Genomic DNA, 22,102 nt, shown 5'->3' on the forward strand with positions numbered 1-22,102 from the left:
ATATATGGTGGAGGATGACGGGATCGAACCGCCGACCCCCTGCTTGTAAGGCAGGTGCTCTCCCAGCTGAGCTAATCCTCCATTTGCCTGGCAACGTCCTACTCTCACAGGGACAAGGTCCCAACTACCATCGGCGCTAGAGAGCTTAACTTCCGTGTTCGGTATGGGAACGGGTGTGACCTCTCTGCCATCATTACCAGACATTATTCATTTGAGACAATGATTATTATAACTTATTCACTTGAAAAGTCAACAAGTTTTTTTATATTCTCTCAAAACTAGATAACATTTGCTTCATATTATATGGTTAAGTCCTCGATCTATTAGTATTCGTCAGCTCCACATGTCACCATGCTTCCACCTCGAACCTATCAACCTGATCATCTTTCAGGGATCTTACTAGCTTACGCTATGGGAAATCTCATCTTGAGGGGGGCTTCATGCTTAGATGCTTTCAGCACTTATCCCTTCCGCACATAGCTACCCAGCTATGCCCTTGGCAGAACAACTGGTACACCAGCGGTGCGTCCATCCCGGTCCTCTCGTACTAAGGACAGCTCCTCTCAAATTTCCTACGCCCACGACGGATAGGGACCGAACTGTCTCACGACGTTCTGAACCCAGCTCGCGTACCGCTTTAATGGGCGAACAGCCCAACCCTTGGGACCGACTACAGCCCCAGGATGCGATGAGCCGACATCGAGGTGCCAAACCTCCCCGTCGATGTGGACTCTTGGGGGAGATAAGCCTGTTATCCCCGGGGTAGCTTTTATCCGTTGAGCGATGGCCCTTCCATGCGGAACCACCGGATCACTAAGCCCGACTTTCGTCCCTGCTCGACTTGTAGGTCTCGCAGTCAAGCTCCCTTATGCCTTTGCACTCTACGAATGATTTCCAACCATTCTGAGGGAACCTTTGGGCGCCTCCGTTACACTTTAGGAGGCGACCGCCCCAGTCAAACTGCCCACCTGACACTGTCTCCCGGGTCGATAAGACCCGTAGGTTAGAATTTCAATACAGTCAGGGCGGTATCCCACCAGCGCCTCCACCGAAGCTAGCGCTCCGGCTTCAAAGGCTCCCGCCTATCCTGTACAAACTGTACCAAAATTCAATATCAGGCTACAGTAAAGCTCCACGGGGTCTTTCCGTCCTGTCGCGGGTAACCTGCATCTTCACAGGTACTATAATTTCACCGAGTCTCTGGTTGAGACAGTGCCCAAATCGTTACACCTTTCGTGCGGGTCGGAACTTACCCGACAAGGAATTTCGCTACCTTAGGACCGTTATAGTTACGGCCGCCGTTTACTGGGGCTTCAGTTCAGAGCTTCGCTTACGCTAACCCCTCTCCTTAACCTTCCAGCACCGGGCAGGTGTCAGCCCCTATACTTCGCCTTACGGCTTCGCAGAGACCTGTGTTTTTGCTAAACAGTCGCTTGGGCCTATTCACTGCGGCTTTCCGTTAAGAAAGCACCCCTTCTCCCGAAGTTACGGGGTCATTTTGCCGAGTTCCTTAACCAGAGTTCTCTCGCACACCTTAGGATTCTCTCCTCGCCTACCTGTGTCGGTTTGCGGTACAGGCACCTTTTATCTCGCTAGAAGCTTTTCTTGGCAGCGGGGAATCAAAGACTTCGCTCCATAAGGAGCTTCCCCATCACAGCTCAGCCTTCACGATAAGCGGATTTGCCTACTTATCAGCCTAACTGCTTGGACGTGCACAACCAATCGCACGCTTCTTCTATCCTTCTGCGTCCCTCCATTGCTCAAACGATAAAGAGGTGGTACAGGAATATCAACCTGTTGTCCATCGCCTACGCCTGTCGGCCTCGGCTTAGGTCCTGACTAACCCTGAGCGGACGAGCCTTCCTCAGGAAACCTTAGGCATTCGGTGGACGGGATTCTCACCCGTCTTTCGCTACTCATACCGGCATTCTCACTTCTAAGCGCTCCACCAGTCCTTACGGTCTGACTTCACTGCCCTTAGAACGCTCCCCTACCACTGATACCATAGGTATCAATTCGCAGCTTCGGTGGTGTATTTAGCCCCGGTACATTTTCGGCGCAGAGTCACTCGACTAGTGAGCTATTACGCACTCTTTAAATGGTGGCTGCTTCTAAGCCAACATCCTAGTTGTCTAAGCAACTCCACATCCTTTTCCACTTAATACACACTTTGGGACCTTAGCTGGCGATCTGGGCTGTTTCCCTCTTGACTACGGATCTTATCACTCGCAGTCTGACTCCTAAGGATAAGTCATTGGCATTCGGAGTTTGACTGAATTCGGTAATCCGATGAGGACCCCTAGTTCAATCAGTGCTCTACCTCCAAGACTCTTACACTTAAGGCTAGCCCTAAAGCTATTTCGGGGAGAACCAGCTATCTCCAGGTTCGATTGGAATTTCTCCGCTACCCACACCTCATCCCCGCACTTTTCAACGTGCGTGGGTTCGGGCCTCCATTCAGTGTTACCTGAACTTCACCCTGGACATGGGTAGATCACCTGGTTTCGGGTCTACGACCACGTACTAAACGCCCTATTCAGACTCGCTTTCGCTACGGCTCCGCCTCTTCAGCTTAACCTCGCACGGGATCGTAACTCGCCGGTTCATTCTACAAAAGGCACGCCATCACCCATTAACGGGCTCTGACTATTTGTAGGCACACGGTTTCAGGATCTCTTTCACTCCCCTTCCGGGGTGCTTTTCACCTTTCCCTCACGGTACTGGTTCACTATCGATCACTAGGTAGTATTTAGCCTTGGGAGATGGTCCTCCCAGATTCCGACGGAATTTCACGTGTTCCGCCGTACTCAGGATACATTCAAGAGAGAACGAAGTTTCGACTACGGGGTTGTTACCCTCTGTGACGAGCCTTTCCAGGCTGCTTCGTCTACCTCGTTCCTTTGTAACTCCGTATAGAATGTCCTACAACCCCAAGAGGCAAGCCTCTTGGTTTGGGCTAGATTCCGTTTCGCTCGCCGCTACTCAGGAAATCGCATTTGCTTTCTCTTCCTCCAGGTACTTAGATGTTTCAGTTCCCTGGGTCTGTCTTCCTTACCCTATGTATTCAGGTAAGGATACCATACCATTACGTATGGTGGGTTTCCCCATTCGGAAATCTTCGGATCAAAGCTTACTTACAGCTCCCCGAAGCATATCGGCGTTAGTCCCGTCCTTCATCGACTCCTAGTGTCAAGGCATCCACCGTGCGCCCTTTCTAACTTAACCAAACTAAAATTAAAAAAATATGAGCTACACTGTTATCTAGTTTTCAAAGAACATACATTTATTTCTGAGAGATAGTTCTCTCAAAACTGAACAAAACGAAACACGGAAACTTATATTGATGAACAGCGTTCATCAATTCTCCATAGAAAGGAGGTGATCCAGCCGCACCTTCCGATACGGCTACCTTGTTACGACTTCACCCCAATCATCTGTCCCACCTTAGGCGGCTGGCTCCAAAAAGGTTACCCCACCGACTTCGGGTGTTACAAACTCTCGTGGTGTGACGGGCGGTGTGTACAAGGCCCGGGAACGTATTCACCGCGGCATGCTGATCCGCGATTACTAGCGATTCCAGCTTCATGTAGGCGAGTTGCAGCCTACAATCCGAACTGAGAACGGTTTTATGAGATTAGCTCCACCTCGCGGTCTTGCAGCTCTTTGTACCGTCCATTGTAGCACGTGTGTAGCCCAGGTCATAAGGGGCATGATGATTTGACGTCATCCCCACCTTCCTCCGGTTTGTCACCGGCAGTCACCTTAGAGTGCCCAACTTAATGATGGCAACTAAGATCAAGGGTTGCGCTCGTTGCGGGACTTAACCCAACATCTCACGACACGAGCTGACGACAACCATGCACCACCTGTCACTCTGCCCCCGAAGGGGAAGCCCTATCTCTAGGGTTGTCAGAGGATGTCAAGACCTGGTAAGGTTCTTCGCGTTGCTTCGAATTAAACCACATGCTCCACCGCTTGTGCGGGCCCCCGTCAATTCCTTTGAGTTTCAGCCTTGCGGCCGTACTCCCCAGGCGGAGTGCTTAATGCGTTAACTTCAGCACTAAAGGGCGGAAACCCTCTAACACTTAGCACTCATCGTTTACGGCGTGGACTACCAGGGTATCTAATCCTGTTTGCTCCCCACGCTTTCGCGCCTCAGTGTCAGTTACAGACCAGAAAGTCGCCTTCGCCACTGGTGTTCCTCCATATCTCTACGCATTTCACCGCTACACATGGAATTCCACTTTCCTCTTCTGCACTCAAGTCTCCCAGTTTCCAATGACCCTCCACGGTTGAGCCGTGGGCTTTCACATCAGACTTAAGAAACCACCTGCGCGCGCTTTACGCCCAATAATTCCGGATAACGCTTGCCACCTACGTATTACCGCGGCTGCTGGCACGTAGTTAGCCGTGGCTTTCTGGTTAGGTACCGTCAAGGTGCCAGCTTATTCAACTAGCACTTGTTCTTCCCTAACAACAGAGTTTTACGACCCGAAAGCCTTCATCACTCACGCGGCGTTGCTCCGTCAGACTTTCGTCCATTGCGGAAGATTCCCTACTGCTGCCTCCCGTAGGAGTCTGGGCCGTGTCTCAGTCCCAGTGTGGCCGATCACCCTCTCAGGTCGGCTACGCATCGTTGCCTTGGTGAGCCGTTACCTCACCAACTAGCTAATGCGACGCGGGTCCATCCATAAGTGACAGCCGAAGCCGCCTTTGAATTTCGCACCATGCGGTGCAAAATGTTATCCGGTATTAGCCCCGGTTTCCCGGAGTTATCCCAGTCTTATGGGCAGGTTACCCACGTGTTACTCACCCGTCCGCCGCTAACTTCATAAGAGCAAGCTCTTAATCCATTCGCTCGACTTGCATGTATTAGGCACGCCGCCAGCGTTCATCCTGAGCCAGGATCAAACTCTCCAATAAAGTTAGTTTGTCTAGCATCTAAAATAAAAATTGACGTTTCACGTTGTTTGTTTCGTTCAGTTTTCAAAGAACTTGTTTGTCGCTCATTTGCGACTTCCTTATGTTAACATCTTCGTTTTTCGATGTCAACTAAGTTTTTTAATTTCTTTTTTCGCTTTCTGCTGTTTCGTATCAGCGACGGTTATTAATATAGCATGTAGAAAAATGAAATGCAACACCCTTTTAAAACTTTTTATAAAAAATAGCCAAGTTTCTCTATTTACGTCATATAATTAATATAATATATATCCATTTTGATTTTCTAACATATAAATCATTGCTATTACAGAACAAGAAGTGACCTGCATTCGGTTCCTCTCTTTACTTTCACTTGGCATGGGGTTGGAAGAGAGGCTGACCGCTTCTATGCATGGATGGATTCTCTCTCCCGCCTAAAAAAGGTTTGTGTAAGTTTTTCAATTTGTATTTATATAGAATATTCTTCTTTACATACAGCCTATCTTCCATCAACACAGTTTTTCTCTACATTTCAATTCGTCTCAACGCGTTTATAACTTCTTATCCATATTCTTTACAAAGATACAATTCACAACTTTATAAGATGAACTTTCTATTGATAGATTGTCATCACCACTACATCGAACAAACTTACAAGGAGGAATATACATATGGACTATACCGATTTACTAATCAAGTTAGGTCTCTCTGCTATTTTAGGATTTGCTATCGGTTTAGAACGTGAATTGAAAAGAAAACCACTTGGTTTAAAAACGTGCTTAGTCATTTCAATTATTAGCTGTCTCCTCACGATTGTTTCTATTAAATCAGCTTATAACTTACCTCATACAGATCATATCAACATGGATCCCCTTCGCCTTGCAGCTCAAATTGTATCTGGAATTGGTTTTTTAGGTGCCGGTGTTATTTTAAGAAGAGGAAATGACAGTATCGCAGGCTTAACTACCGCCGCTATGATTTGGGGAGCTTCCGGTATTGGAATCGCTGTGGGGGCTGGTTTTTATCTTGAAGCAATTTTCGGCATGTGTTTTCTTATGATTAGCGTCGAACTCATTCCATTAACAATGAAAGTTTTAGGTCCTAGGTCACTCCGGCAACGAGATATCGCTGTCAAACTTGTTGTAAGCAATATGAACAATATCCCTATTGTTATTGAAGAAATAAAAGCAATGGACATAAAAGTAAAAAACATGAAACTCAAAACATTAGAAAATGGTTCACACTTTTTACAACTTAAATTGTCTGTCGATCAAAAAAGACATACAGCTGACGTCTATTATGCGCTGCAACATTTAGAAAGTGTACAGCAAACGGAAGTTGAAAGTATGTAGTATTCCTTATGAACTACTGAAAAAACTCTCTTACAAAACAGAGAGTTTTTCTTTTTTTCATAATGGTAACAATGTAGCTATACAAAATGAGGAGGAATATAAGTTTGAAATCACGAGCTAACCTAGTAGATGTATTTCGCGACTCCATTATTTTCCGCTTAATTAGCTTCATTGTTGTACTTATTACTGTTTTTGGTTTTCTAATATATAAATTAGAACCCACTTACTTTTCTACATGGTTTGATGGAATCTGGTGGGCGCTTGTTACAACCTTTACTGTCGGTTACGGTGATTACGTTCCACATACACCTGCAGGAAAACTTACAGGCATGATTCTCATTTTATTAGGCACAGGTTTCTGCTCCTATTATATGGTATTATTCGCTACCGAAATGATTAGTAAGCAATATATGAAAATTAAAGGCGAAGAAGCTGCTTCTTGTCATGGTCATATGATTATTGTCGGCTGGAATGAGCGTGCAAAACAAGTCGTGAGCCAAATGCATGTGTTACAACCAGACCTTGATATCGTACTCATCGACGAAACCCTTTCCTTGCTTCCAAAACCTTTCCATCACTTAGAGTTTATTAAAGGATGTCCACACCATGATCAAACTTTATTAAAAGCAAATATTAAAACAGCCCATACGATTTTAATAACGGCAGATAAAGAAAAAAATGAAAGCTTAGCTGACACACAATCAATTTTAAACATTTTAACTGCTAAAGGACTGAATCCAAATATTCACTGTATCGCTGAACTACTCACTTCTGAACAAGTTCAAAATGCAACTAGAGCGGGAGCGACAGAAATTATAGAAGGAAATAAATTAACAAGCTACGTCTTTACTGCATCTCTTTTATTCCCTTCTATTTCAGGTGTATTATTTACACTTTATAATGAAATCTCGGAAAGTAAATTGCAGCTGATGACTGTTCCTACATCTTATAGCGGAAAAACTTTCGAATCTTGCAGTAGCCTCCTTTTAAAACAAGGCACCCTACTGCTAGGTGTACAGCGGAATGAACAATATCACATCAATCCCATTCATTCCTTCGTTACTATTGAAAGCGACGTATTTATCGTAATTAAACATTAATGAGATGCTTTTCCAACTCTTTTACTAATGCCTTTCCAATATCAATATATTTTCTTTTTATATTCCCATCTGCATCTTGTGGCTCTGCAAATTGATCTAACCCACTTGCTCCAGCTGCTAATGTATTTACCTGATCATCCAGTTCGTCTTGGTATACATGTGAAAGAAGATACGGTGTATCAAGGCGAACAACTACTCCTGGTACATCCAGCTCTCCTTCAACTGCTGTAAATGGTACTCTTAAAAATTGATACCCATCTTCCTCATCTACTTTATAATCGAAGCATCCTTTGTCGTAATCCCAATTGCCGCCGATACTATAACCAAGTGGTTTTAATACTTCTTCTAATTTAAAAAGGGCATATGTATGGCCTTCTAAATTTGATTGAATTGGAATCAAGCTATTCATCCTTCCTAGACTTTTTCCTTAGCATGCCCGATTCGTATTTGTTCTAATATCGATATATCGGCGATTCGACACAACTTATCGACTATTCAGTAACATTTGACAAGTCTCATCCCAATCTTTCCAATAAAAAAAGCTATCGGGACTATCCCGATAGCTTTTTCCTCTTTTCTTTATCCAGCTACAGCGGCTAGGGCCTCCGGTCATTTCGCTCTCTCGGTCGAAGTAAAAAACACTTCTTCGTCGAGAACTCCAATACCTTGCGGTTCTGAGCAAGCCGCTTCCGCTTTTCTTACTTCAAACGTTCTTCTAATTCTGCTTTTAATTCTTCGAATCCTGGTTTTCCAAGAAGAGCAAACATGTTTTTCTTGTATGCTTCTACACCTGGTTGGTCAAATGGATTTACACCTAATAGGTAACCGCTCATCGCACATGCCTTTTCAAAGAAGTATACAAGGTAACCGAATGTGTATTCATTTAATTCTGGAATGTTTACGATTAAGTTTGGTACCCCGCCATCACTATGAGCTAGTAATGTACCTTCGTATGCTTTTGTGTTTACGAAGTCTACTGTTTCACCAGCAAGGTAGTTCAGACCATCTAAATCGTTCTCATCTAATTCAATTTTTAGTTCATGTGTAGATTTTCCTACTTTAAGAACTGTTTCAAATAAGTCACGACGTCCTTCTTGAATGTATTGACCTAATGAATGTAAATCAGTAGAGAAGTTTGCTGAAGATGGGAAAATTCCTTTTTGATCTTTCCCTTCACTTTCGCCAAATAGTTGTTTCCACCACTCAGCAAAATATTGAAGTGCTGGCTCATAGTTAACAAGCATTTCAATCGTTTTTCCTTTATTATATAGAGCATTACGTACAACTGCATATTGGTAAGCAGGGTTTTCTTCCAGCTCAGATTTTGCAAAGTCATCATGTCCGGCAGCTGCACCTTGCATCATCTCTTCAATATTTAAACCACTCACTGCAATTGGTAATAAACCAACTGGTGTTAATACAGAGAAACGACCGCCAACATCATCTGGAATTACGAATGTTTCGTATCCTTCTTCGTCAGCTAATGTTTTTAAAGCACCACGCGCTTTATCAGTTGTTGCATAAATACGTCTACGCGCTTCTTCTTTTCCATATTTCTCTTCTAACAATTTACGGAAAATACGGAATGCAATTGCAGGTTCTGTTGTTGTACCTGATTTGGAAATAACGTTAATGGAGAAATCTTTACCTTCTAATACATCCATTAAATCTTTCATATAAGTGGAGCTAATATTTTGTCCAACAAATAGCACTTGTGGAGTTTTGCGTTGTTCTTTAGAAAGCGTATTGTAGAAAGAATGGTTTAACATTTCAATTGCTGCACGTGCTCCTAAGTAAGAACCACCAATACCTATAACAAGTAAAATGTCAGAGTCATTTTTAATTTTCTCTGCACTTTTTTGAATGCGAGCAAATTCTTCTTTATCATATTGAAGCGGAAGCTCTACCCACCCAAGGAAATCGTTCCCAGCTCCAGTTTTTTCATGGATTGCATGGTGTGATACTTTTACTGCATCACGTAAATAAGTTAGTTCTTGTTCACTGATGAACGATAACGCTTTAGAATAATCGAACGTCACATGTGTGCTCATTTTTTTCCCTCCAATTATGTATATGTATTTCTGTATTCACTTTAGCGAAACTGGGATTGTAAATCAAGCAATTGGAGAATTGTAAACGTAACCAATATGTATTTTTTAAAAAAAGTTCATTTTTCGCATAAAAATTCGCATTTTAAAGTATAGATGTATATACATCCTGTAATGAATATTTTTTGTGTATAAAAACAACAAAGGAGAGTCATTCTATAAGAGAGTTAAGTTGTATAAAGCGCACTTCCATTTTCGGATTTCGCTTTATACCCACCAACCCAATATAGGTGGATTCTTACTACTCACGAAAACTAAAGGCTTGCTTATGCTTCAAATTTAAGGAGGATTACTCAAGATGAGTACTTTACAACGTATTGCTTTAGTATTCACTGTAATTGGTGCCGTCAACTGGGGACTAATTGGATTCTTTCAATTTGATTTAGTAGCAGCTATCTTCGGTGGGCAAAGTTCAGCACTTGCACGAATCATTTACGGTATCGTTGGTATTTCTGGGCTGATTAACCTTGGTTTATTATTTAAACCATCCGAAAATCTCGGAACACACCCAGAAACACGCGAAGTTCGATAATAAGCGAAGCACGGACTTCGCACTTCCCATCCGACATACGAATATGATTGCATGCAATCATATTTGCTAATATATATCATAATAAAATAAAAGAGAATCGCTAATTTAGCGACTCTCTTTTATTTTGTTAACTGTGATTCTTCAATCCACTCTGTTAACTTCTCGCGAAGCGTATTGAATCCTTTATCAGATGGATTTGGTACGATAATTCTTCCTTGCTTACGCTTTGCTGCTTTTAACGATAAACTCATTTTTCTGTGTTCTTCATCAATTGAAAGTACCTTTACTTCTACTATATCTCCAACCTTTAAAAAATCATGAATATCTTTTACATACCCATTTGTAATTTCAGATATATGCACAAGTCCTTGTGTTTCTTGATCCAATGCTACAAATGCACCGTAATCTTGAATTCCAGTTACTTTCCCTTTTACAACCACTCCTGTTGTGTATTGTTCTGACATATGAAACACTCCCATACGTTTACCAGTTTCCCTGCTATTTGCAGGTTGCAGTAAAAGTACCCACCTCAACATTTAAACGCATGTATACGCAAAGTGAGTAACTGCTCATAAATATCCAATTGGTGAAGACTCATTCCCAAGCGGAAAGAAATATCCCACTTGAGAAAAACTTCACTCTATATTAGTAAATTATACCACCAGCTCCCATTTCATTCAAAATTCATGAAAAAGTTTCCTTTAGTAAGTATAATTTTCAAATATTGGGATAGAATACTAACACATGGCTTTCTAGTATTCCCCCCCTTTTATGGACAAAACGTATTCTGTTTTGTCCTTTTTTTATTTTCTACAAATCGTTTCATTCGCTTCATGGCTTCCATTAATTGTTCAAGCGAAGTTGCATATGAACATCGAATAAACCCTTCACCGCTCTCACCAAACACACTTCCAGGTACAACTGCAACTTTTTCTTCTAGCAATAATTGTTCCGCAAATTCTGCTGAGGATAATCCTGTTGAAGAAATCGAAGGAAACACATAGAATGCTCCGCCTGGCACATGACACGTTAAGCCCATTTCATTAAACGATGTCGTCATAAAATTACGGCGCTTTTTATAACTTTCTCTCATTCGAATGACTTCATCATTTCCAAAACGAAGCGCTTCTAATGCTGCAAATTGTGACATCGTTGGTGCGCACATCATTGAATATTGATGAATTTTCAGCATCAACTCTGAAAAGTGGACAGGAGCCGCAATCATTCCAAGGCGCCATCCAGTCATCGCAAATCCTTTTGAAAATCCTGAAATTAAAATCGTATGATCACGCATATTTTTAATGCTCGCAAAACTCGTATAAGCCTCGTCATATACAAGCTCCGCATAAATTTCATCAGATAGTACAATGAGATTATACTTTTCAACGATTACTGCTAACTTTTCTAATTCAGACTTGTTTAAAAGTGCTCCTGTTGGATTATTTGGAGAACAAAGTAAAATTGCTTTTGTTTTTGTTGTAATCGCTGCTTCAATTTGCTCCGACTGTACTTTAAATGCATCCTCTAATGAAGTTGCTACCGGAACTGGCACTCCTCCAGCTAATGTAACAAGTGGGCCATATGATACAAAGCTCGGTTCAATGATGATCACTTCGTCGCCAGGATTTACAATAGCGCGCATCGCAACATCTAACGCTTGGCTCGCTCCAACTGTAACAATAATTTCTTCATCTGCATTATAGGAAACATGAAATTGCTTTTGAAGATACTTTGCTATTTCTTGACGTAACTCTAATAATCCTGCATTCGCAGTATATGCTGTGTATCCTTCTTCTAACGAACGAATACATGCCTGTCTCACATGCCATGGTGTAACAAAATCCGGCTCTCCCACCCCTAGTGAAATAACACCTTTCATACCTGCCGCTAAGTCAAAAAACTTACGGATACCGGATGATTGTAAAGATTCTGCTGCTCTTGATAGTTCAAACTGCTTCATGGTGCCACCACAATCCGTTTATCATCATCAGTTTTGTCATAAATAAGTCCCTCATGTTTATATTTTTTCAAAATAAAATGTGTTGTTGTTGACACAACTGATTCAATTGTTGCTAACTTTTCAGAAACAAAACTTGCCACTTCACTCATACTTTTTCCTTCCAACGTAATAGAAAGGTCATATGTCCCTGACATTAAATAAACCGATTTCACTTCTGAATAACGGTAAATTTGTTCTGCAACAGAATCAAAGCCAACACCGTGCTTCGGTGTAACTTTCACATCAATCATAGCTGTTAAACCGCTATGTTCTTTTACTTTTGTCCAATCTATATGTGTAACATAATCAACAATGATTTTTTCTCTTTCTAATTTCTCAACCATTTCTTTTACTGCTTCTACTTTTATATTTAACATTTTTGCTAAAGTTTCTACGGATAAACGACTACTTTTTTCAAGACAAGCTAATAATTCTAATTCTTTTTCAGTCACCATATTCTTCATCCTTCCTTTTGTTTGTTTTTAAATTATACAGACACCTTTTTATGTTTGAAAAGAAGATTTTTTTAGAGAATTATGTGAAAATGAAAAAGAAAGGGGCGGAAACCGTGAAACCAAAAGTATATATCGCTGAACGCGTTCCAAAATTTGTAGAAACATATCTCTCCGAGCATTGTGAATATGAAAAATGGGATAGTAGTGAAAAGATTCCTCGTGAAGTTCTATTAGAAAAAATAAAAGATAAACATGGCTTGCTTAACTTTGGGACAAAAATCGACGAAGAGTTATTGCGAGCAGCTCCTCACTTAAAAGTTGTGAGCAACATTTCTGTTGGCTATGATAACTTTGATTTAGAAGCGATGCAGGGCAGAAACGTGATTGGAACGAATACTCCATATGTATTAGATGATACAGTGGCCGATCTTGTTTTCGCTCTTATGCTATCAGCTGGACGACGCGTATGTGAGCTTGATTCTTATGTGAAAGACGGTAATTGGAATGCCGAAATTACAAAAAAGCACTTCGGACTGGATGTACATCATAGTACAATTGGGATTATTGGAATGGGGCGAATTGGAGAAGCTGTTGCCAAGCGCGCAAAATTGGGATTTGATATGAATGTCCTTTATTATAATCGGCGTCGTAAGGAAGAGGCCGAACAAAAATTTGATGCCGCGTACTGTGATTTACACACACTACTAAAGCAATCTGATTTCATTGTTCTTTTAACGCCATTAACAGAAGAAACATATCAGCTCATTGGAGAAAAGGAATTTTCATTAATGAAAGAAACAGCTATTTTCATTAATGCTTCCCGCGGGAAAACAGTTGATGAACCTGCATTAATCGACGCACTGAAACAAAAGAAAATCTTTGCAGCAGGTATCGATACATTTACACAGGAACCGGTCGAAAAAGATAATCCGTTATTATCTTTAACAAACGTCGTTACGCTGCCGCACATCGGATCTGCGACATTAAAGACAAGACACCAAATGGCAATGACCGCTGCAGAAAATTTAGTTGCAGGGTTACAAGGAAAAACACCGCCTAATATTGTACGAGGATAACACTTAGCACTGAAAAAGGTAGGATGGACCCCCATCTTGCCTTTTTTTGTTAACATAAATCTTTTTCTACTAGGAGATGATATGAAAAAAATCAATGGAGTGAAAGAAAATGAAACATGAGCTAGAGCATCCCTACTTCACTTTTTCCACTCGCGGCACTACTGTTCATTACGAATTGTATGAACACCAGAGTAATGAGGAAAAACCAACTTTTGTACTCATTCACGGTTTTCTCTCATCCTCATTTAGTTACCGACGACTTATCCCACTGCTTGCAAAAGAAGGAACGGTTGTCGCACTTGATTTACCACCGTTCGGAAAAAGTGATAAGTCCAACCAATTTATATATTCCTATCATAATTTAGCAACTATAATTATCGATTTAATGGAACACTTAGCACTCCAAAACATTGTGCTAGTCGGTCATTCAATGGGCGGACAAATCTCACTCTATGTCAATCGCATACGTCCTGATTTAATTACAAAAACAATCTTACTATGTAGCTCAAGCTACTTAACACGAGCAAAGTTTCCGCTCATCTACTCTTCCTATTTACCGTTCTTTCATTTATACGTAAAAAATTGGATTATAAGAAGAGGCATCGTTCATAATTTAATGAATGTCGTTCATGACCACTCTTTAATTGATGATGAAATGATGGAAGGGTACGCTGCTCCCTTTTATGATAACCGCATTTTCCCTGCTTTAACGCGAATGATCCGGGACCGAGAAGGAGATTTATCATCAGCTGAATTACGAAAGATCGAGACCCCAACCTTACTCATTTGGGGTGAAAAAGACCGCGTTGTTCCCGTTCATGTCGGGCACCGGCTACACAAAGACTTGCCAAACTCTACATTTATTTCATACGAAAATACAGGACACTTGCTACCAGAGGAAAAGCCAGAGCATGTATATGAAGAAATCATAGCATTTTCAGCACAATAGTATTCATATACACATCAGCGCTTTTTAAAATATATCGGCGCTTCGACACAACATATCAACCATTCTACAAGGTACGATATAAAGTGAAACTTTATTCAGTGGGAGGTCTTCATCCCCGATCTAATTTCTTTGCTTTCGCTGAATTTTGAGGTGGGAGTGCTACTGCCAGTTAATGCGGGATAAACTTCCTACTAAAAAAGCTGTCGGAACTTCCGACAGCCTACAATGAACAACTTCCGCCTTCTTTTAATACGAGTAATTCCTGTGCTAATTTCTCGCATTTTTCAATAGCTGGTACTTCTTCAAACGACATAAAATAAATATGCTGTATTTTTTTTGCAATATATTTCGGATCGTCAAACGCACTTACCACGTACACAACATCGCTTGCTTCTGTTTCATAAAATTCCGGTCCCATTTGAAAAGGATCCCAATTCTTCACCATTTCCACCATCTTTTCATATGCGCCCATCTACTTCCCGCCTTTTCCTATTTTTCACTCTTTTCTTTATCGTATCACATCAGCTATTCTAGAAGAAGGGAGGAACTTTCACAAAATTATAGATTCAAGTAGAAGGGAGCAAAAAAGATGCAGCAATTTCATAAAACTGTAAACCGCCGGGGAACACATAGTGTAAAGTGGGATACATATAAGAATGAAGAATTGTTACACGCATGGATTGCAGATATGGATTTCCCTATTCCAGAGCCAATTCAATCTGCACTGCAAAAACGCCTTGGGCATCCTATTTTCGGATATACAATGCCACCTGAAGAAATAACAGATATTATTTGTCGTTGGACAAAAAGTGCATACAATTGGGATATAAAAGAAGAATGGATTGTATTTAGTTCAGGTATCGTTCCTGCTCTTAGCACTAGTGTACAGGCTTTCACAACTGAAAATGATGCCGTACTTGTACAACCACCTATTTATCCCCCATTCTTTGACATGGTAACAAAAAATAACCGTCATGTATGGGAAAGTCCATTACTTTTACAGGGCGGCACATACACAATGGATTTTGAACATTTGGAAACACAGTTTCAGCAAGGTGTAAAACTTATGTTTCTTTGTAGTCCACACAACCCGGTTGGTCGCGTTTGGACAAAAGACGAGCTTACAAAACTCGGCACGCTATGTGAACAATATAATGTAACCGTTATCTCAGATGAAATTCATGCAGACCTTATTTTCTCAGGTCATACACACACGCCATTTGCTTCATTGTCAAAACAATTAGCAGCGCGTACAATCACTTGCATGGCGCCAAGTAAAACATTTAATATCGCAGGCTTACAGGCATCTATTATTATTATTCCTGACAAAAAACTTCGAAATGCCTTTACAGCTGTGCAACACCGTCAAGGCTTTCATGGGTTAAATACATTTGCTTATGTAGCAATGCAAAGCGCCTATACAGAGTGTAACGATTGGCTAGCAGAAATGCGTTTATATATAGAAGAAAATGCCCGATTTGCTTGTGAATTTATCAAGCAGCATATCCCTACCCTTTCCGTTATTCAATCAGAAGGTACTTTTTTACTATGGGTCGACTGTTCTCGCCTTGACCTATCTCAAAAAGAACGAACAAAACAGCTTGAAGAAAACGGGAAAATTATCGTTGAACCAGGTGAAAAATACGGAGCAGGTGGAGAACAACATATTCGGATTAACATCGGCTGTTCAAGAAGACAACTTGAAGAAATACTACATAGACTTAAGTGTGCATTTTCATAATTAACTGAAAAAAGCTACCCTTTCAAAGGTAGCTTCTACTTTTTCTTAGCGGCTGCCTTTTCTACAATGACGCCACAAGCAATTCGATTCCCTGAATTTCCAGCAGGTTGCGTCATACCATCATCAGGCTTTTCCGTAATAATGATAGACGCACCATCTTTTCGATGCAGCGTCGTTTTCCCTTCTTGAAGTGATACATTAGGCGCTTCAATCTCCGCCTTAATCTTTCCTGTATCATCCGCAATAACATTCGGCAAATCACCATTCTCTGCACCTTTTGGATTCATAAGTCCATGTTTCTTTTTCTTCTCTAAATTAAAATGATTACCAGCTGATATAAAACGTGGTGCTTTACACTCTCCAATTTCATGAATATGTAATCCATGTACACCTGGCGAAAATCCTTCTGCCTTAATGGATATTTTCACACCACTTGTTTGCTGCTTCACTTTTGCTGTTCCAACTTTATCACCAGAAGCATTATATAATTTCACATCGATTTCTTTCGGATTTCCTTTATCACAACCTGCCATAAGAAACAGCAAACAACACCCGAATAAAAGCTGCTTTTTCATCACAATTCCCTCCAGAATACATTCTGCCCTTAGATTGTCCGAGCATAGAGGGAAACATACAAAAACGAATTAGTGTTTCTTTTCCGCTAACAGCTTTCGCTCCACTTTCTCCAAACGTTCCGCCTCTCTCTTTGATACGCGAATAAACATGCGCCATGTTGCAATCGCACCGATTATAAATAAAACACAAACAATCCCTGGAATAATATATTCTGTTTTATCTTCTGGAAAATATAAAGGCATCATGAAGATCACTCCCCCCTACAAGTTTAACGTCCCAATTTTTTATTCTTCCAATCGAGTTTACTCTATTCAGTAAATCCCACGGCAAAAATACATCTATACCTGTGAATTCATCGAAGCAAACGATACATACCTTCATCCTTTCGATTCCTCAGAATTTTCTGTTATATTATTTCGAATTATAACATTTCTCTGATCACAAGCACACCTAACTTCTCAAAATCATTCTCCAGCAAATGATTTCTTTGACTCTATTCCCCACTTTCCTTACTATAAAATTGAGGTGAAAAATATGAACGAAACATTCCAAATTGGTGATATCGTTACTGGTATCTATAAAACAGGAAAGTATATCGGTGAAATTACAAACAGCCGTCCTGGAAGTTACGTTGTGAAAGTGTTAGCTGTTTTAAAACATCCGACGCAAGGTGATTTACATAATGTAAAACAAGCGGATGTTCCATTTTTCCATGAAAGACGCGCTTTAGCATTCAGGGAGCAAACAAATATCCCGCAGCAAATGGTGAAAAAATACGAGGGCGATATTCCGGATTATAAAGAATCCTTACAATCCGCACTAGAAGCACAAATGAATGAATTCTCAGCAGATGATGGTCCGTTTGCGAGGCGTAGTTTGCAGACACTCCAGCAGTTAAAACAAGATTACAAGCTGTAAAAAAACAAAACGACCAAATTACACAGTTTGTAATTTGGTCGCTATTGTGTACTCACTTTCTTTAACACCTTTGAAAAATCGATGAGTTCACCTAAAGTCGGGGGAGATGGTTTTACTAAATATTCTTTATCCTTTTCAACCAGTTTAAAAATATTATAGGTCGTTATCGCATCATCAAGCGCGCAATGATGCTTTCCTGTTCCTACTTTCCCGTACGCTTCAATCGCTTTCCATAATCCAGTTTGATTCCGTTCGCCAAAGAAACGTTTATACTCCAGTGATAAATCTCGGCATTGCCCCGAAAAAGGAAACTCGGCACCTATGGCCTCACAATTATGCTTCAATACTTTCATATCCATATTACCCCACGTTACAATTGTTGTTTGACAACGTTTTTCATATTGTACAAGTTTCTCGACAAGTTCCAAAAAAGAAATTCCTCCGTCTACCGCTTCCTGATTAATTCCTAAAAATTTTTTACACCGCTCTGTTAAGCATGAAAAAGTTTCCGGTCGTACATACGATGAATACGTATCTTCCACTACACAATCAACAACTGATACGAGTCCTACCTCAATAATTTCTGGAAAAAAACCCTTTGGTTTCTTCCTATTTTGAGGCATCGTGAACTCAAAATCCAAAAATAAAAATTGTTGTCCATCCATACGATCCCTTCCTTATCATTCTGTCTACTTTGTACTCCTACACGAACAGGCTCGAATGCTATTACATAAGATACATTCAGATTGATGTATCTTATGTATATGTCAAATAACCACAAATATTTTTAAAAAGAAGAAAAATTCATTTGTACAGAAAATATGACAAAACAAACCCTTTCATTTACATCCGACATTTTTCTACTTTATAATGGCTTTAAGTGTGTTTCTTCCAGAAATTTATGACACACTAAGAAAAGTTACCCGAAAGGAGATGGAATTTTTGCACGAAACAACGCAAGAAATCGCTAACTGGCAATATTACTTTGCAATCGCAGTCTTTCTAATTACATATGCCATTATCATTTCAGAAAAAATTAACCGTGCTGTTATCGCACTTCTCGGTGCAGCACTTATGGTCATCTTTGGTGTCGTCGACTTGCACAACGCTTTTACAAAACATATTGAATGGGGAACCATCACGCTACTGATCGGTATGATGATATTAGTAAACATCACAAGTAAATCAGGCGTATTCCAATATGTTGCAATTAAAGCCGCTAAACAAGCACAAGGAAATCCAATTAAAATCTTAATTTCTCTTTCTTTGCTTACCGCGCTCGGTTCCGCATTTCTAGATAACGTAACAACTGTACTTCTTGTTGTTCCGGTTACTTTATCTATTACGCGCATTTTACAAGTAAATCCTGTTCCATATTTACTTTCCGAAATTATTTTTTCAAATATTGGGGGAACTGCAACATTAATTGGTGACCCACCAAACATTATGATTGGTTCTGCAAACAAGCATTTAGATTTTAATGCTTTCTTATTCAACTTAGCCCCAATCGTACTAATTATTATCGCTGTTACCGCGATAATGATTTACTTTATGTACCGCAAGCAATTAATTGCTGACCCTATACAAATTAAAAAACTAATGAGCTTAGACGAAAAACAATACATTAAAGATGCTGTACTAATGAAAAAATCTTTAACTGTACTTGGACTTACAATCCTCGGTTTTATGACTCATTCTATTTTCCACATTGACGCCGCAGTAATCGCATTAACAGGTGCTACTGTACTTATGCTAATCGGTGTAAAAGAGCATGAAATTGAAGAAGTATTCGCTCACGTAGAGTGGATTACAATTTTCTTCTTTGCTGGTCTATTCGTACTCGTTGGTGGACTTATTGATATCGGACTTATCAAAATGTTAGCCCAAAAAGTAATCGGTTTAACAGGCGGAGATATTTCTTACGCATCCATCCTTATTTTATGGGTATCCGGCATTGCTTCAGCAACAATCGATAACATTCCGTTCGTTGCAACAATGATTCCACTTATTAACGATATGGCAGTCGGTCTTGGTCTATCACCTTCTGATGCACAAATCGATGTATTATGGTGGTCATTAGCATTAGGAGCCTGTCTAGGTGGAAACGGAACATTAATCGGTGCTTCCGCTAACGTAATCGTTGCTGGAATCGCAAGCCGTGAAGGACATCGATTTAGCTACGTGGACTTCCTAAAAGTCGGTTTCCCAATTATGATTGTTTCATTAATTGTTTCTCACATTTATATTTATCTGCGTTACTTAATGTAGGTATAAAAAGCGGGAGTGGTTCGCTTAGAATGTGAAGGGGATGGAGCTTCTGACATAGAGGCGCTCTTTACCTCGGCGGAAGAAGCGAAGCCACCGAACATTCTAGCCACTGGAGCTGGATTTCATAAAAAGCGGAAGTGGCTCGCTTAGAATCACTATCCAAAAAAGGCTATCGCTAGATGCGATAGCCTTTTCCCTTTCTATTTTCCATCATATATCGGCGGTTCGAAACAACATATCGACCGTTCGACAATATGCAACATTATTATTCATAATAAATCCTAATATTTCGTTGGCTCATTTCGAATCAAAAACAAGTGAATCGGAAGAAAAATAGAACATGTTATCACATGGATGACTGTAAATAATATTGCGTTCGTACCATAACGCTCCAAAATGGCGTATACTAAGTAAATCGACAGAACAAGTACTACAACACTTGCTAAAAGGCTTATGATTGGAATGAAGTTCAAAATAAAACAAGCAACGTATATACCGAATACTTTCCATCCAGCCCCTTCTTTCAAAAAGTCAGGTAACTTCTCCCTTGCCAAATCCCCCCATACTTTACTATTTAAAAATGGAATAAAAGCAAGAATGCCATCTTCAGCACCATCATTTTTTGCCATTGTATAGAGTGCAAATGCAGTTAACAAATACGCAATAAATGCCCAGATTAAAATAATAACAATAGCAACAAAACTAAGAGCAAAAAAACCCGCTAATATACTTTGATCTTCCATCGCTCCCTCTCCTTTCTACTCTCATCGGATTTCTTATATCCATTTCATATCACTTCTTTATATAATATGAACAAAGACCATGAAAGGAGAACAATTTTATGCACCCATTTGTAAAAGCCTTACAGCAACAGTTTATCGCACATCAAAATCCTGAAAAAGCAGAACCAATGGATCGTTATATGAAAAATCATTTCCCATTTCTCGGTATTCAAACACCAGAAAGAAGAAAGCTATTACGTGAAGTCATACAAGTACATAAACTTCCAGACAAAGAGGACTTTCAAACCGTCATCCTTGGACTTTGGGATTTACCAGAACGCGAATTCCAAGCCGCCGCTCTCGATCTATTACAGAAATATAAAAAGCATCTCGATAAAACTCACATCCCGTTCTTAGAAGAACTCATTATAACGAAATCATGGTGGGATTCCGTTGATGGCATTGTTCCTACCTCCCTAGGAAGCATTTTTTTGAAACATCCAGAAGCCATTCAAACATACATCCCGAAATGGATTGCTTCAGAAAATATATGGTTACAGCGCTCCGCAATCTTATTTCAACTAAAATATAAAGAACAAATGGATGAAAAACTTCTCTTCTCAATCATTGGACAACTCAAATCTTCAAAAGAATTTTTCATCCAAAAAGCAATCGGCTGGGTACTTCGTGAATACGCAAAAACAAGCCCAGATGTTGTATGGGAATATGTTCAAAATCATGAACTTGCTCCTCTAAGCAAACGTGAAGCAATTAAACATATTCGCTCTACTATGAGCACCTCTTCAGATTGAACTACCCCCACCTTCACTTCATTTAGAGGAGGGGGTCTTCTCGGTTAAAATGATAAAGAATAGTAAAATAGGCGAAACTCTATCATATATATCCATCTTGATTTTCCAACATATCAGTCCCTGCCATGAAAACAAAAGAAGATATCCACTTATTTTCTCCTTTTGTTTTCACTTGGCATGGGGCTAAAAAAGTCACTGTCCGCTTCTAGCCATGGGCGGACGCTCTCTCCCATCTAAAAAAGAAAGGTTTTCTATCCTTTCTTCAATTTGTATTTATACAGATACAATCGTTCCTCTATTGTGATTTAAAAAGGAACATGATAGAATATGGTCATTATTATAAAATATAGTAGCGATGACAGACTTATAAGTACTTGCACAAAAAGCGATTCAGGGATAGTGAAAGCCTGAAAAAGCAAGGAAACGGCAGTCTCGAGCAATACGTGATAAAGTGGATGTGTGTTTACGCACACATCAACTAGGGTGGAACCGCGGGTATACAAGCTCGTCCCTAGGCAAAAATGCCTAGAGACGAGCTTTTTTGTATTTCAAGGCGCAAGCGGCTTGCTCGAGA

General features: G+C 40.3%; 20 protein-coding genes, 1 tRNA gene, 3 rRNA genes and 1 pseudogene. 10 read left to right on the forward strand and 15 right to left on the reverse strand.

Going from position 1 to position 22,102, the window contains the following annotated elements:
* Positions 1-5 precede the first annotated feature (5 nt).
* From NSQ40_RS24800 to NSQ40_RS24815, 4 genes are all read right to left on the reverse strand, one after another.
* Positions 6-81 (reverse strand) — tRNA-Val (locus NSQ40_RS24800).
* A gap of 4 nt (positions 82-85) precedes the next feature.
* Positions 86-201 (reverse strand): 5S ribosomal RNA (gene rrf, locus NSQ40_RS24805).
* Between the two features lie 102 nt (positions 202-303).
* Positions 304-3,225 (reverse strand): 23S ribosomal RNA (locus NSQ40_RS24810).
* A gap of 146 nt (positions 3,226-3,371) precedes the next feature.
* Positions 3,372-4,923, reverse strand: a 16S ribosomal RNA gene (locus NSQ40_RS24815).
* Together the 16S, 23S and 5S rRNA genes with 1 tRNA gene alongside form the textbook arrangement of a ribosomal RNA operon.
* A 668-nt stretch (positions 4,924-5,591) precedes the next feature.
* Between NSQ40_RS24815 and NSQ40_RS24820 the strand changes: the two genes are divergently transcribed.
* Together NSQ40_RS24820 and NSQ40_RS24825 are read left to right on the forward strand one after the other, a co-directional pair.
* Positions 5,592-6,272, forward strand: a complete 681-nt coding sequence (locus tag NSQ40_RS24820) for an MgtC/SapB family protein (RefSeq protein ID WP_003201638.1) — start codon at positions 5,592-5,594, stop codon at positions 6,270-6,272.
* Positions 6,273-6,376: 104 nt separating this feature from the next.
* Positions 6,377-7,372, forward strand: coding sequence for a potassium channel family protein (locus NSQ40_RS24825; RefSeq protein ID WP_033796522.1), 996 nt, complete (start codon positions 6,377-6,379; stop codon positions 7,370-7,372).
* On the opposite strand, the gene NSQ40_RS24830 is transcribed toward NSQ40_RS24825, so the two are convergent.
* Together NSQ40_RS24830 and NSQ40_RS24835 are read right to left on the reverse strand one after the other, a co-directional pair.
* On the reverse strand, positions 7,362-7,772 hold the full coding sequence (locus tag NSQ40_RS24830) for a YugN-like family protein (RefSeq protein WP_018782835.1): 411 nt from the start codon (positions 7,770-7,772) through the stop codon (positions 7,362-7,364). The genes NSQ40_RS24825 and NSQ40_RS24830 overlap by 11 nt on opposite strands.
* 298 nt (positions 7,773-8,070) lie before the next feature.
* Positions 8,071-9,423, reverse strand: a complete 1,353-nt coding sequence (locus tag NSQ40_RS24835) for a glucose-6-phosphate isomerase (RefSeq protein WP_003201635.1) — start codon at positions 9,421-9,423, stop codon at positions 8,071-8,073.
* Between the two features lie 355 nt (positions 9,424-9,778).
* On the opposite strand from NSQ40_RS24835, the gene NSQ40_RS24840 reads away from it, so the two are divergent.
* The gene (locus NSQ40_RS24840) at positions 9,779-10,012 is read left to right on the forward strand and encodes a DUF378 domain-containing protein (RefSeq protein WP_003201633.1); all 234 of its coding nucleotides are present in this window, start codon (positions 9,779-9,781) and stop codon (positions 10,010-10,012) included.
* 119 nt (positions 10,013-10,131) lie between these two features.
* Here NSQ40_RS24840 and yugI read toward each other — a convergent pair whose 3' ends face one another.
* From yugI to NSQ40_RS24855, 3 genes are all read right to left on the reverse strand, one after another.
* On the reverse strand, positions 10,132-10,476 hold the full coding sequence (gene yugI, locus NSQ40_RS24845; protein WP_018767503.1) for a S1 domain-containing post-transcriptional regulator GSP13: 345 nt from the start codon (positions 10,474-10,476) through the stop codon (positions 10,132-10,134).
* Positions 10,477-10,781: 305 nt separating this feature from the next.
* The gene (locus NSQ40_RS24850) at positions 10,782-11,972 is read right to left on the reverse strand and encodes an aminotransferase (protein ID WP_041488601.1); all 1,191 of its coding nucleotides are present in this window, start codon (positions 11,970-11,972) and stop codon (positions 10,782-10,784) included.
* Positions 11,969-12,466 (reverse strand): Lrp/AsnC family transcriptional regulator, encoded by a 498-nt coding sequence (locus tag NSQ40_RS24855; RefSeq protein WP_003201624.1) that lies wholly within the window; start codon positions 12,464-12,466, stop codon positions 11,969-11,971. Before NSQ40_RS24855 ends, NSQ40_RS24850 begins: the two co-directional genes overlap by 4 nt.
* A gap of 83 nt (positions 12,467-12,549) precedes the next feature.
* Between NSQ40_RS24855 and NSQ40_RS24860 the strand changes: the two genes are divergently transcribed.
* Together NSQ40_RS24860 and NSQ40_RS24865 are read left to right on the forward strand one after the other, a co-directional pair.
* Positions 12,550-13,542: a 2-hydroxyacid dehydrogenase gene (locus tag NSQ40_RS24860; protein WP_033797081.1), complete on the forward strand. Its 993-nt coding sequence runs from the start codon at positions 12,550-12,552 to the stop codon at positions 13,540-13,542.
* A gap of 109 nt (positions 13,543-13,651) precedes the next feature.
* The gene (locus tag NSQ40_RS24865; protein WP_003201620.1) at positions 13,652-14,491 is read left to right on the forward strand and encodes an alpha/beta fold hydrolase; all 840 of its coding nucleotides are present in this window, start codon (positions 13,652-13,654) and stop codon (positions 14,489-14,491) included.
* A gap of 220 nt (positions 14,492-14,711) precedes the next feature.
* On the opposite strand, the gene NSQ40_RS24870 is transcribed toward NSQ40_RS24865, so the two are convergent.
* Positions 14,712-14,963 (reverse strand): DUF1871 family protein, encoded by a 252-nt coding sequence (locus tag NSQ40_RS24870; RefSeq protein ID WP_003201618.1) that lies wholly within the window; start codon positions 14,961-14,963, stop codon positions 14,712-14,714.
* Between the two features lie 117 nt (positions 14,964-15,080).
* On the opposite strand from NSQ40_RS24870, the gene NSQ40_RS24875 reads away from it, so the two are divergent.
* A complete protein-coding gene (locus NSQ40_RS24875; protein ID WP_003201616.1) occupies positions 15,081-16,232 on the forward strand; it encodes a MalY/PatB family protein in 1,152 nt (383 codons plus the stop codon).
* Positions 16,233-16,267: 35 nt separating this feature from the next.
* Here the strand turns inward: NSQ40_RS24875 and NSQ40_RS24880 are convergent, their stop codons facing one another.
* The 3 genes and pseudogenes from NSQ40_RS24880 to NSQ40_RS24890 all read right to left on the reverse strand — a co-directional run.
* Positions 16,268-16,807: a superoxide dismutase family protein gene (locus NSQ40_RS24880; RefSeq protein ID WP_018767499.1), complete on the reverse strand. Its 540-nt coding sequence runs from the start codon at positions 16,805-16,807 to the stop codon at positions 16,268-16,270.
* Between the two features lie 69 nt (positions 16,808-16,876).
* Positions 16,877-17,053, reverse strand: coding sequence for a hypothetical protein (locus NSQ40_RS24885; protein ID WP_003201612.1), 177 nt, complete (start codon positions 17,051-17,053; stop codon positions 16,877-16,879).
* Positions 17,052-17,189: pseudogene (locus NSQ40_RS24890) on the reverse strand (ThiJ/PfpI family protein); the annotation flags it as partial. The pseudogene NSQ40_RS24890 and the gene NSQ40_RS24885, both read right to left, overlap by 2 nt.
* Positions 17,190-17,342: 153 nt before the next feature.
* On the opposite strand from NSQ40_RS24890, the gene NSQ40_RS24895 reads away from it, so the two are divergent.
* Complete coding sequence (locus NSQ40_RS24895) at positions 17,343-17,726, forward strand: kinase-associated lipoprotein B (RefSeq protein WP_033796520.1); 384 nt, start codon at positions 17,343-17,345, stop codon at positions 17,724-17,726.
* A 41-nt stretch (positions 17,727-17,767) separates the two neighbouring features.
* Here NSQ40_RS24895 and kapD read toward each other — a convergent pair whose 3' ends face one another.
* Positions 17,768-18,391 (reverse strand): 3'-5' exonuclease KapD, encoded by a 624-nt coding sequence (kapD, locus tag NSQ40_RS24900; RefSeq protein ID WP_003201608.1) that lies wholly within the window; start codon positions 18,389-18,391, stop codon positions 17,768-17,770.
* A 277-nt stretch (positions 18,392-18,668) separates the two neighbouring features.
* Between kapD and NSQ40_RS24905 the strand changes: the two genes are divergently transcribed.
* Positions 18,669-19,994, forward strand: coding sequence for an ArsB/NhaD family transporter (locus tag NSQ40_RS24905; RefSeq protein WP_033796519.1), 1,326 nt, complete (start codon positions 18,669-18,671; stop codon positions 19,992-19,994).
* A gap of 15 nt (positions 19,995-20,009) precedes the next feature.
* Positions 20,010-20,144 (forward strand): hypothetical protein, encoded by a 135-nt coding sequence (locus tag NSQ40_RS24910; RefSeq protein WP_258248532.1) that lies wholly within the window; start codon positions 20,010-20,012, stop codon positions 20,142-20,144.
* 131 nt (positions 20,145-20,275) lie between these two features.
* Here the strand turns inward: NSQ40_RS24910 and NSQ40_RS24915 are convergent, their stop codons facing one another.
* Positions 20,276-20,737 carry a hypothetical protein gene (locus NSQ40_RS24915; protein WP_003208937.1) on the reverse strand — a complete coding sequence of 154 codons (462 nt, stop codon included), beginning with the start codon at positions 20,735-20,737 and terminating at the stop codon, positions 20,276-20,278.
* Between the two features lie 98 nt (positions 20,738-20,835).
* Here NSQ40_RS24915 and NSQ40_RS24920 point away from each other — a divergent pair, with 98 nt between their 5' ends.
* Positions 20,836-21,528, forward strand: coding sequence for a DNA alkylation repair protein (locus NSQ40_RS24920; protein WP_003201602.1), 693 nt, complete (start codon positions 20,836-20,838; stop codon positions 21,526-21,528).
* The last annotated feature ends 574 nt before the right edge of the window (positions 21,529-22,102 follow it).

The sequence above is a fragment of the Bacillus sp. FSL K6-6038 genome (genome assembly GCF_038050455.1).
GTDB lineage: Bacteria > Bacillota > Bacilli > Bacillales > Bacillaceae_G > Bacillus_A > Bacillus_A pseudomycoides.